Annotated in this window: 9 protein-coding genes; 7 read left to right on the top strand and 2 right to left on the bottom strand. The window is 64.2% G+C overall.

Going from position 1 to position 12,067, the window contains the following annotated elements:
- Positions 1-67 precede the first annotated feature (67 nt).
- The 6 genes from WBR68_RS13285 (at position 68) to WBR68_RS13260 (ending at position 8,989) form a co-directional block, all read left to right on the top strand.
- Entirely contained in the window at positions 68-1,870 is a 1,803-nt protein-coding gene (locus WBR68_RS13285; protein ID WP_230694478.1) for an NAD(P)/FAD-dependent oxidoreductase, read from the top strand.
- 141 nt (positions 1,871-2,011) lie between these two features.
- Positions 2,012-2,722 carry a GntR family transcriptional regulator gene (locus WBR68_RS13280; protein ID WP_050445729.1) on the top strand — a complete coding sequence of 237 codons (711 nt, stop codon included), beginning with the start codon at positions 2,012-2,014 and terminating at the stop codon, positions 2,720-2,722.
- Positions 2,722-5,340, top strand: coding sequence for a Fe/S-dependent 2-methylisocitrate dehydratase AcnD (acnD, locus tag WBR68_RS13275; RefSeq protein ID WP_230694477.1), 2,619 nt, complete (start codon positions 2,722-2,724; stop codon positions 5,338-5,340). The genes WBR68_RS13280 and acnD overlap by 1 nt, the downstream gene beginning before the upstream one ends.
- A gap of 68 nt (positions 5,341-5,408) precedes the next feature.
- On the top strand, positions 5,409-6,593 hold the full coding sequence (gene prpF, locus WBR68_RS13270) for a 2-methylaconitate cis-trans isomerase PrpF (protein ID WP_230694476.1): 1,185 nt from the start codon (positions 5,409-5,411) through the stop codon (positions 6,591-6,593).
- Positions 6,594-7,147: 554 nt separating this feature from the next.
- Complete coding sequence (locus WBR68_RS13265; RefSeq protein ID WP_127185846.1) at positions 7,148-8,836, top strand: sodium:solute symporter family protein; 1,689 nt, start codon at positions 7,148-7,150, stop codon at positions 8,834-8,836.
- 30 nt (positions 8,837-8,866) lie between these two features.
- Complete coding sequence (locus WBR68_RS13260) at positions 8,867-8,989, top strand: putative transporter small subunit (RefSeq protein WP_230694475.1); 123 nt, start codon at positions 8,867-8,869, stop codon at positions 8,987-8,989.
- On the opposite strand, the gene WBR68_RS13255 is transcribed toward WBR68_RS13260, so the two are convergent.
- Positions 8,978-9,319: a PaaI family thioesterase gene (locus WBR68_RS13255; protein WP_230694474.1), complete on the bottom strand. Its 342-nt coding sequence runs from the start codon at positions 9,317-9,319 to the stop codon at positions 8,978-8,980. The genes WBR68_RS13260 and WBR68_RS13255 overlap by 12 nt on opposite strands.
- 172 nt (positions 9,320-9,491) lie before the next feature.
- The gene (locus WBR68_RS13250) at positions 9,492-10,292 is read right to left on the bottom strand and encodes an IclR family transcriptional regulator (protein WP_127185847.1); all 801 of its coding nucleotides are present in this window, start codon (positions 10,290-10,292) and stop codon (positions 9,492-9,494) included.
- A 169-nt stretch (positions 10,293-10,461) separates the two neighbouring features.
- Between WBR68_RS13250 and WBR68_RS13245 the strand changes: the two genes are divergently transcribed.
- Entirely contained in the window at positions 10,462-12,057 is a 1,596-nt protein-coding gene (locus tag WBR68_RS13245) for an acyl-CoA synthetase (RefSeq protein ID WP_230694473.1), read from the top strand.
- Positions 12,058-12,067: the final 10 nt, after the last annotated feature.

The following is a 12,067-nucleotide window of genomic DNA, read 5'->3' as shown; positions in this document are numbered from 1 at the left end:
GCCGGGGTTGCCTCGGACGCCCGCGTCCGCCCCCCCACCACGCCCTCAACGGGCAAGGAGACAAGCTATGCAGACCGCCCCCGCCGACGCCGCTTTGGACGCGGTGCTCGCCCGTCTGAACACCGCGCTGGGCAACAAGGACATGGCCGCCATCACCGGCCTGTTTCACGACGAATGCTATTGGCGCGACCTGGTGCTGTTCAGTTGGAACCTGCGCACCTTCGAAGGCCATGCGCAGATCCGCGACATGCTGACGCAACAACTGTCGCAGGTGGAGCCGGTGCGCTTCACGCGCGACGAACGTGAAGCGTCGACCGACGACGGCGGCCTCTTGCAAGGGTGGCTGCACATCGACACCAATCTGGCGCGCGGCTATGGCCACATCCGCGTGAAGGACGGCAAGATCTGGACGCTGCTCACCACCATGTCGGAACTGAAGGGCCACGAGGAACCCAGCGGCACGCGTCGCCCCTTGGGCGCCGAACACGGCAGCCGCCGCGAGCGCCAGACATGGCTGGAAAAGCGCGAGCAGGAAGCCGCCGAACTGGGCTACAAGACACAGCCTTACGTGCTGATCATCGGTGGCGGGCAAGGCGGTATCGCGCTGGGCGCGCGGCTGCGCCAACTGAACGTGCCCACCATCATCATTGAAAAGAACGAGCGCGCGGGCGATAGCTGGAGAAAGCGCTACAAGTCCTTGTGCCTGCACGACCCGGTCTGGTACGACCACCTGCCCTACATCCCCTTTCCGGAGAACTGGCCCGTGTTCGCACCCAAGGACAAGGTGGGCGACTGGCTGGAGATGTACACCAAGGTGATGGAACTGAACTACTGGACGTCCAGCGTCTGCGAATCGGCGCGTTACGACGAAGCGAAGAAAGAATGGGAAGTCACCGTACTTCGGGAAGGCAAGCCCGTGGTGCTGCGGCCCAAGCAGTTGGTGCTGGCCACCGGCATGTCGGGCAAGCCGAACGTGCCCCGCTTTCCCGGCCAGGACGAATTCCAAGGTGAACAGCAACATTCCTCGCAGCACCCCGGCCCCGACGCCTATCGGGGCAAGAACGTGGTGGTGATCGGCGCCAACAATTCTGCGCACGACATCTGCGCGGCTCTGTGGGAAGGCGGCGCCAACGTGACGATGGTGCAGCGTTCGTCCACGCACATCGTGCGCTCGGACACCTTGATGGACATCGGCCTGGGTGGCCTGTATTCCGAGCAGGCGCTGGCCAACGGCATGACCACGCGCAAGGCCGATCTGACATTCGCATCGCTGCCCTACAAGATCATGGCGCAGTTCCAGATTCCGCTATACAACCAGATGCGCGAACGCGACGCCGAGTTCTACGGCAAGCTGGAGAAGGCGGGCTTCATGCTGGACTGGGGTGACGACGGCTCGGGCCTGTTCATGAAATACCTGCGACGCGGCTCGGGCTATTACATCGACGTGGGCGCCTGCGACCTGATCATCGACGGCAGCGTCAAGCTGCAATCCAACACCGATGTCAGCCACCTGGCGCGCGACGCCGTCGTCTTGAAGAACGGCGTGACCTTGCCGGCTGACCTGGTCGTCTACGCCACCGGCTACGGCTCGATGAACGGCTGGGCCGCCGACCTGATCAGCCCGGAGGTGGCGGACAAGGTCGGCAAGTGCTGGGGTCTGGGGTCGGACACCACCAAGGACCCCGGTCCCTGGGAAGGCGAACAGCGCAACATGTGGAAGCCGACCCAGCAGGAAGGGCTGTGGTTCCATGGCGGCAACCTGCACCAGTCGCGGCACTACTCGCAGTATCTGTCGCTGCAACTGAAGGCGCGGCACGTGGGGTTGCCGGTGCAGGTGTACGGCATGCAGCAGGTGCATCACAAGCGCTAATCGGCGTTGACACTTCTGTCGCAAGCGGCCTCCCGGCCGCTTGCACCTCACCGTTCCACAAGGTAAATTGTTGACAATCTAGCGTTTCCATAGCGCTTTAACCCGATCCCACCCCCACAAATCGGACCGATTGTTGACACCATGAGCAAAGTGCTGACCCTGCCGGGCGCTGCGCCCGGCGATGGCGAGACCTTGTCGGATCACATTTTCAAGAAGATCCAGGCCGCTATCGTCAAGGGCGAGATCGCCCCAGGCAGCAAGATTTCCGAGCCCGAGCTTGCGCGTATCCACGGCGTCAGCCGGGGTCCGCTGCGCGAAGCGCTGCATCGCCTGGAAGGCCAGAGGCTGCTGGTGCGCGTGCCGCATGCGGGCGCGCGGGTGGTGTCCTTGTCGCCGCAGGAATTGTCCGAGCTGTATGAGATCCGCGAATCGCTGGAAGGCACCGCGTGCAGGCTGGCCGCCGAGCGCATGCCGCCGTCTGAAATCGCCGAGCTGCGCGAAGTCTTGCACGCGCACGAACGCGATGCTGCCTTTCAGGCCGGCGTGGGTTACTACCAGCAGGAAGGCGATTACGATTTCCACTATCGCATCGTCAAGGGCAGCGGCAACCAGATGCTGTTTCGCATGCTGTGCGACGAGCTCTATCAATTGGCGCGCATGTACCGCATTCAGTACTCGACCACGCCCAACCGCCCCCGGCAGGCCTACGCCGAACACCACCGCATTCTTGACGCCATTGCCGACGGCGATGGCGAGCTGGCTGAAATCCTGATGCGCCGCCATATCCGCGCGTCCCGCATCAACATCGAACAACAGATCGCGCAAAGCACGTTGCAGCGCACGGAGGCATGATGAACCATTCGTACCGCAAGACCCTGCCCGGCACCCGCCTGGATTATTTCGATGCGCGCGCCGCCGTCGAAGCCATCGCGCCCGGCGCCTACGCGGGCCTGCCCTACACGTCGCGCGTGCTGGCTGAAAACCTGGTGCGCCGCTGCGATCCGGCGATGTTGACCGATGCGTTGAAGCAGTTGATCGAACGTCGCCGCGACCTGGACTTTCCGTGGTTTCCGGCGCGCGTGGTCTGTCATGACATTCTGGGCCAGACCGCGTTGGTGGACCTGGCGGGGCTGCGCGACGCCATCGCCGAGAAAGGTGGCGACCCGGCCAAGGTGAACCCGGTGGTGCCGGTGCAGTTGATTGTGGACCACTCACTGGCCGTGGAATTCGACGGCACCGACCCCGACGCCTTCGCCCGCAACCGCGCGGTGGAAGACCGCCGCAACGAAGACCGCTTTCATTTCATCGACTGGACCAAGCAGGCCTTTCGCAACATCGAAGTCGTGCCGCCGGGCAACGGCATCATGCACCAGATCAACCTGGAGCGGATGTCGCCGGTGATCTACACGCAAGACGGCGTGGCGTTTCCCGATACGCTGGTCGGCACCGACAGCCACACGCCGCACGTGGACGCGCTGGGTGTCATCGCCATTGGCGTGGGCGGCCTGGAAGCCGAAAACGTGATGCTGGGCCGCGCGTCGTGGATGCGTCTGCCGGACATCATCGGCGTTGAACTCACGGGCCGCGCGCAGCCGGGCATCACCGCCACCGACGTGGTGCTGACGCTGACCGAATTCCTGCGTAAAGAAAAGGTAGTCGGCGCGTATCTGGAGTTCTACGGCGAAGGCGCCGCCAGCCTGACCTTGGGCGACCGCGCCACCATCTCGAACATGGCGCCGGAATACGGCGCGACGGCCGCGATGTTCTCGATTGACCAGCAAACCATCGACTACCTGCGCCTGACCGGCCGCGAAGACGAACAGATTGCGCTGGTGGAAACCTATGCCAAGACGGCGGGCCTGTGGTCCGACAGCCTGGCGACCGCCGAATACGAGCGCGTGCTGCGCTTTGACCTGTCGACCGTGGTGCGCACGCTGGCCGGCCCGTCCAACCCGCATCGCCGCCTGCCGGTGTCCGACCTGGCCGAACGCGGTATTTCCGGCGTGGTGGAAAACGAGCCGGGCTTGATGCCTGACGGCGCCGTCATCATCGCCGCCATCACCAGTTGCACCAACACCAGCAACCCGCGCAACGTGATCGCCGCCGGCCTGTTGGCACGCAACGCGCGCCGCGCGGGCCTTGCCCGCAAGCCCTGGGTGAAGAGCTCGCTGGCGCCCGGCTCCAAGGCCGTGCAGTTGTACCTGGAAGAAGCCGGGCTGCTGCCCGATCTGGAAGCCCTGGGGTTTGGCGTGGTGGCGTTTGCCTGTACCACTTGCAACGGCATGTCTGGCGCGTTGGACCCGGTCATCCAGCAAGAGATTATCGACCGCGATCTTTATTCCACCGCCGTGCTGTCCGGCAACCGCAACTTCGACGGCCGCATCCATCCGTACGCCAAGCAGGCGTTCCTGGCCTCGCCCCCGTTGGTGGTGGCCTACGCGATTGCCGGCACCATCCGTTTCGACATTGAACGCGACGTGCTGGGCGTGGATGCCAGCGGCAAGGAAATCCGCCTGAAAGACATCTGGCCCAGCGACGAAGAGGTCGACGCCATGGTCAAGGCGGCGGTCAAGCCGGAACAATTCCGCAAGGTCTATGCGCCGATGTTCGGCATTCAGGAAGACCGCAAGGCAGGCGTCAGCCCCTTGTATGACTGGCGCCCGCAAAGCACCTACATTCGCCGTCCGCCGTACTGGGAAGGCGCGCTGGCGGGTGAACGCACGCTGCGCGGCATGCTGCCGCTGGCGGTGCTGGGCGACAACATCACCACCGACCATCTGTCGCCGTCCAACGCCATCCTGATGGACAGCGCGGCAGGCGAATACCTGCACAAGATGGGCCTGCCCGAAGAAGACTTCAATTCCTACGCCACCCATCGTGGCGACCACCTGACCGCACAACGCGCCACCTTCGCCAACCCCAAGCTCTTCAACGAGATGGTGACGAACGACGACGGCACGGTGAAGCAGGGATCGCTGGCGCGCGTGGAACCGGAAGGCGAGGTGATGCGCATGTGGGAAGCCATCGAAACGTATATGCAGCGCAAGCAGCCGCTGATCATCGTGGCGGGCGCGGACTACGGCCAGGGCTCGTCGCGCGACTGGGCGGCCAAGGGCGTGCGGTTGGCGGGCGTGGAAGCCATTGTGGCCGAAGGGTTTGAACGCATCCACCGCACCAACCTGATCGGCATGGGCGTCCTGCCGCTGGAATTCAAGCTCGGCGTGAACCGCAAGACGCTGGCGTTGGATGGCACCGAAAGCTATGACGTGATCGGTGAACGCCGGCCGCGCGCCGACCTGACGCTGGTGATCCACCGCCGTAACGGCGAGACGGTGCAGGTGCCGGTGACGTGCCGCCTGGATACGGCGGAAGAAGTCTCCATCTACGATGCCGGCGGCGTGCTGCAACGCTTTGCGCAAGACTTCCTGGAAGCCGAATCCGTGGCGGGCACCACCAAGAAGGCTGGCTGATTTTCAATTGGACAGGCGGGTGCCCACGCGCCCGCCGCCTTCAACATTCCAGACATCAGGACAACTCCATGGCCCATGCTCCCCAGAGGAAAATTGCCGCCACCTACATGCGCGGCGGCACCAGCAAAGGCGTGTTCTTCAAGCTTGACGACCTGCCCGAATCCGCGCGCGTGCCGGGCCCCGCGCGCGACGCGCTGCTGCTGCGCGTGATCGGCAGCCCGGACCCCTACGGCAAGCAGATCGACGGCATGGGCGCGGCCACGTCCAGCACCAGCAAGACCGTGATCATCGGCAAGAGCACACAGCCGGATCACGACGTGGACTACCTGTTTGGCCAGGTCTCCATCGACCAGCCGTTCGTGGACTGGAGCGGCAACTGCGGCAACCTGTCGGCCGCCGTCGGCCCGTTTGCCATCACCAACGGCCTGGTGGACCCGGCGCGCGTGCCCGACAACGGCGTGGCCGTGGTGCGCATCTGGCAGGCCAACATCAAGAAGACCATCATTGCGCACGTGCCCATGACCGACGGCGCGGTGCAGGAAACCGGCGATTTCGAGCTGGACGGCGTGACGTTTCCCGCCGCCGAGCTGCAACTGGAATTCATGGACCCGGCCGAAGACGGCGACGGCGGCTCGATGTTCCCCACCGGCAACCTGGTTGACGACCTGGAGGTGCCGGGCGTAGGCACGTTCAAGGCCACGATGATCAATTCCGGCATCCCGACCATCTTCCTGGACGCGGCCGCACTGGGCTATACCGGCACCGAATTGCAGGACGACATCAACAGCGATGCCGCGGCGCTCGCCCGCTTCGAAACCATCCGCGCGCACGGCGCGCTGCGCATGGGCCTGATCGAAAAACTGGAAGACGCCGCCAGCCGCCAACACACGCCGAAGGTCGCCTTCGTTGCGCCGCCCAAGGCCTACGTGTCATCCAGCGGCAAGCAGATCGGCGCGGGCGACATCGACGTGCTGGTGCGCGCGCTGTCCATGGGCAAGCTGCACCACGCGATGATGGGCACGGCATCGGTGGCCATCGCCACCGCCGCGGCAGTACCCGGCACGCTGGTCAACCTGGCCGCCGGCGGCACCGACCGCGACAACGTCAACTTCGGCCACCCCTCCGGCACGCTGCGCGTGGGCGCGCAGGCGCAGTTGGTGGACGGCGAATGGAAGGTCACGAAAGCCATCATGAGCCGCAGTGCGCGGGTGTTGATGGAAGGGCGGGTACACGTGCCGAACGTCGGATTCTGAACCTGAATTGATCCCCTCCGGTTGCGAGCAAACGCTCGCAACCCCCCTATTTACCGGGTTTTTAGGCCTCAAGGGTAGACGCCGCCGTCGTCTGTCCCTATACTCCTGGGCTGTTGTTATTCATCACCGGACCCTGACGATGCATCGTCATCCCAGGGCACCCGTCACACGGCTGCGCACAGCGGCCCGGCGCCAGCGCCGAAACACCACCACCCAGCCGCCAGGCTTATACCGGCGGCTGCGGAACAAAAACCTGCTTACCCAGCAGGACCATTGCTCACCGCATTGAGCTGCGCCTGCATCTAGGGCTTCGAGCTACGGCGTCGAATCACGCGTTCCAACTACGCGCTCGAACGACGTCTTCGTTTCCATGATGCGCCGGCCCAATGCCGCAGCAAGACACCATTACGGTGTGTCTTGTGTCTTGTCCACCCCGGGCTGCCATCCCCTGCCCGGGCGGGCAGGCACGTGATCGCGCGCGCGAAACGTACAAGCCCTGCGCTCGCGATCAATGGTGTTTCGTGCCTGGCCGTCTACGAGCAAGGACCTACACGATGCAAGAGAGTGTTTTCTTCCAGTTATCGGCCACCACGGCCATTTTGTTGCTGGCCGGCTTCTACGGCGCCACGTTCCTCATGTCGCTGTTCATTGGCGAAAAAAACGAGAACGTGGATGGCTTCATGGTGTCCAACAACGCGGTCGGTTTCGGCCTGTCGGCCGCCAGCATGATCGCCACCTGGATTTGGGCGGCGTCCTTCTACGCCAGCGCCACGTCCGGATTCAAGTACGGCTTGTCGGGCCCGCTGCATTACGGCTTCTGGGGCGCCTTGATGATTCTGTTCATCTACCCCTTCGGCAAACGCTTCAGACAACTGGCGCCCAAGGCGCACACACTGGCCGAAGTGATCCATGCGCGCCACGGCACGTCCAGCCAGATGATCATGGCGGTGTCGAACATTGTGGGCAGTTGCATCAGCCTGATGGTGAACTTCACGGCGGCAGGCGCGCTGGTGTCGATACTGAGCCCGCTTACGTTCATCCAGGGCGTGCTGATCGCCGGGCTGGGCGTGCTGACCTACACGCTGTGGTCGGGCTTTCGCACATCAATCATGACCGACTTCGCACAACTGGCGGCGATGATCATCGCCGCCGTCATCATCATTCCGCTGATCTTCTTCAACGCAGGCGGGCCAGACTTGCTGCAAGCCAACATGTGGCGCTTGAGCAGCGATCAGGCCGACTTCTATTCGACCAAAGCCATCCTGGAACAAGGCGCGCCCTACTTCGTGGCGGTGCTGGCCTATGCCATCGGCAACCAGACCATCGCGCAACGGCTATTTGCCGTACGGGAAGACCTGATCAAGCCCACGTTTCTGACGGCCACCATCGGGTATGGCGCAGTGGTGATCGGGCTGGGCATGCTGGGCCTGTTGGCCTTGTTCGTGGGGCTTGAACCCGCCAACGGCGACATGAACAACATCATTCCGCAGATGGCATCGACCTACCTGCCTCCGTTTGGCATCGCGCTGTTCTTCCTGCTGGTGGTGGGCTCGCTGTCGTCCACCGCCGATTCCGATCTGGCTGCGCTGTCGGCAATCGTCATGACCGACGTCTACGCCAAGAACCTGGCGCGCGGTCGCCCGGACCCGCGCCGCATGCTGTGGTGGGGACGCGCCACCATGATCATCGCCACGATGATTGGCGTGATCTTCGCAAGCCTGCGCCTGGACATCCTGGTCATGCTGGTGTTCGTGGGCGCGTTGTGGGGCGCCATCGTCTTTCCGGTGATCGCCAGCTTTTATTGGGACCGCGTCAACAACCGCGCATTCGTCTGCTCGGTGCTGTCCGCCGTGGCGCTGTTCACGATCGCGCGCTTTGAGCTGCTGCCCATGACAGGCGTGATCGCGGTGTTCTTTGAAATCTGCGCGGCCGTGGGCGGCGGCGTGGTGTTGGGCCTGATGACGTTCGGCTTCTTCGGTCGCACGGCCGCGATTGCCGTGGGCACGATTGGTGTCGTCGTCATGCTGCCCGCCTTCATCGGCAACTTGCGCGACTACATCGTGCTGTTGGCATCCCTGACGGCCTATGGCGCCAGCGCCATCGTGTGCGTGGCGCTCAGCCTGCGCAACCGCGAACGCTTTGATTTCACGCTGCTGGCAGACCGCGTGACGTCGTTTCATCACGAGCACGAGGTCATGTTGAAAACGCCGTCCTCAACGCTCGCCCCCGACGCCGCGCAATGATGCACCTGCCTCAACAACAAGGAGATTGATATGTGGTTGACCGCCTATTTTCTGATCTGGCCGGCGATATCCGCGGCCATTCTGGCGATCTTGTGCGTGACGCTGTGGAGGGATATCAGCGCGGCGAAGCAAAGCGGAAAGTCAATGATCTGACGCTGCGGCCAGCACCTTCAACACCGCCGCCCCCGTCGCGACCACATTGCCCGCGACGCTCAATTCCCCGCGCATGAACACCAGGCTGGACGTGGCGCGCAGCAACTGCCCGCGCACTTCCAGGAACTGGCCCGCGCGGGCCGGCGCCAGGAAATGCGTGTCCAGTTGCACGGTGACGCACGGGCGGCGGTCCCGGGCTTGCCAGGCGATGGCGCTCAGACCGTGGTCCAGCAGTGCGGTCAACAGGCCGCCGTGCACCACGCCGGCGGGGTTCAAGTGATCGGCAGTCGCCAATAATCCGTACGCCCAGGCTTGCGCTTCACTGCGCATCCCTTCACTGCGAACCCCTTCACTGCGACCCCCTTCACTGCGACCCCCTTCATCCCGCACCCCTTCCCTGCGCACCCACAACGGCCCGATCAAGCCCGCGAATCCAGGCAGTGTCTTGCAATGCCAACCCTCGGCGGCAAGTGATTCGGCGGTGACGGGTGGCGGCATGGCTTCAGCTCCGGGTGGACAACAGTTGCGATAGCGTGTGCGCTTCGGCTTGCAGGTCCTTGGCCAATGCATGCGCGCGGGCGTCATCCAATTGCTCGGCCAGCCCTGCCGCCACCAAGGAGTGCGTCATGCGGTTGTGGCTGTTCAGCACCGGCACCGCAATCACGACGACGCCGTTGATGTAGTGGTTGCGGTCCAGGCTGTAGCCGTCGCGGCGCACGGCGTCCACGTCTGCTTTCCATTCGGCGTAGTCGGGCGCCTGGTCCCAGCGCAGGGCCTTGAAGCGGCGTTCCAGTTCTTTGTCCGATAGCTCGGAAAACGCGGCAACCAGGCGGCCCGTCGCGCTGATCAGCGCGGGAAAGCGGCTGCCCACGTCCACATGCAAGCGGAATGGCGCGGTGGAACGCGACAGCGCCAGCACCACCATGTGCTCGCTGCCCGCCACTTCAACGCCGATCGCCGTGACATTCGCGGCGCTGGAAATCTTGTCCAGCACCGGCTGCACCAACGCAGGAAACGGACTGCTTTCGATCACGCTGCGCGCCAGCGTCAGCATGCCCACGCCCAGGCTATAGCGCTTGGTGCCGGGGTCGACTTTCACCAAGCCCTCTTCCACCAGCACGCGAAGAATGTGCAGGCAGGTGCTGGTCACCATGCCGAGCTCTTGCGAGATCGTCTTCAAGGTCATTGCCTCGCCACCACGGCCCAGCAATCGCAGGATGGCAATCGACCGTGTCACCGCCGGCACGGCGCGCACGCGCGGCCCCGTGCCGGCAGCGGATTCCTGGGAACTGGCTTCACTCATCTGGCTCTCCGATTTTTATTGCGGCAAGCATACCTTGGGCGCGCTTTGGCCGGTGACCTCGAACCCGGCATTAAATTGTATATATACAATCAATGGACGTTATTGACAATTTAAAAGCCGACGCGCATAGTCTGTTCAACCGCTTGCCGACCCACACAGGTACGACGACATGACGACGTTGACGCAGACCACTTCTTACGCAGACGCCCAGGCGCTCTGCTCTCCGGACAAACTTTGGGAGCTGTTCGACGGCAATCGTGATTGCATGAACATCGCGCACGAATGCATCGATCGACACGCGGGCAAAGACCAGCCCGCGATCATCCTGGTGCGGGCGGCGGGGGGTGATGAAACCTTCAGCTTCCAGCAGATTGCCGAGGCATCCTCCCGCTTTGCGCACTATCTGGTGGACCAGGGCATACGCCCCGGCGACCGCGTGGCGGTGATGCTGGAGCCCTCGCTGGCGTTCTACGTAGCGATGTTCGGGGCAATGAAAATGGGCGCGATCGCCGTGCCGCTGTTCACCCTGTTCGGCCCTGATGGCATCCGGCTGCGCGTGCAGGACTGCAAGCCCCGCATGCTGGTCACCAACGCGGAAAAGGCGCCCATGGTGGCGGCCGCCGACGACATGCGTGTCGTCATCGCGGACGACGGCTTCGTCGCTACGCTGGCGCGCTATCCCGCGCACTACGACTGCAACACCCTGGCCGACGACCTGGCCATCTACCAATACACGTCGGGCACCACCCGCGAACTGCCGGACGCCGTGAAGCACACGCACCGCGCGCTGGTCACGCTGATGCTGGCGGCGCTGTATGGCACCGGCGTGCGGCCGGGCGACCGCTACATGTGCCCGTCGTCGCCGGCCTGGGGCCATGGCTTGTGGCACGGCACGCTTGCCCCCTTGGCGCTGGGCGTGACCATCGGCGCCTACGCCGGCAAGTTCAACGCCGAACGCCTGCTGCAAGCCTTGCAAGAGCACGGCTTCAACAACATCTCGGCCGCGGCCACGCACTACCGGATGATGCGCAACTCCGGCGCTGCGGGCCGGTATCGCTATCAGCTCGACAAGCTGTCCTTCACCGGCGAGCCCATCGACAGCGAAACGTCCGCCTTTGTTGAAGCCACCTTTGGCCGCCCCGTGTGCAGCATGTACGGCACCACGGAGATCGGTGTGTGCCTGGTGAACTATCCGGGCGCGTCCGACTTCACGGTCAAGCCGGGGTCGCTGGGCAAACCCGTGCCGGGCTTGCGCGTGGAAGTGCAGGACGCCAGCGGCGCGCCCTGCCCGCCCGGCGTGACGGGCGAACTGAAACTGTGGCGCCGCGACGCCTGGGTCGCCACCAAGGACCTGGGGCGTGTCGACGAAGACGGCTACTTCTGGCATGGCGGCCGCGCCGACGACGTCATCATATCGGCCGGCTGGACGATGAGCGCCGTCGAAATCGAAGACGCCATCCTGAAGCATCGCGACGTCACGGAAGCCGCCGCCATCGGCGTGCCCGACGCCTTGCGCGGCCAGGTCGTGAAAGCCTTTGTGGTGTCGGCCCGCCCGGGCGACGACGCCTTCGTGGAAGAAATCCAGAACACCGTGCGCAGCCAATTGGCCCAGCACGAGTACCCGCGTCAGGTGGTGTTTGTGCCTGAACTGCCCAAGACGCCGGCCGGCAAGATCCATCGCCGAAAACTGCGCGAGCAAGAGCTTGCCACCGCTGCCGCATCAACCCCCGACACCCCGAAAGCCGCGCCCGCCGCGCACGTCTAACCCATCCCCA

Origin of the sequence: Achromobacter sp. JD-1, assembly GCF_038594925.1 — a bacterium.
In the GTDB taxonomy this organism is placed as follows: domain Bacteria; phylum Pseudomonadota; class Gammaproteobacteria; order Burkholderiales; family Burkholderiaceae_B; genus Achromobacter; species Achromobacter spanius_C.
Note: the sequence above shows the minus strand (reverse complement) of the source record. Positions and strands in the feature narration are given on the sequence as shown.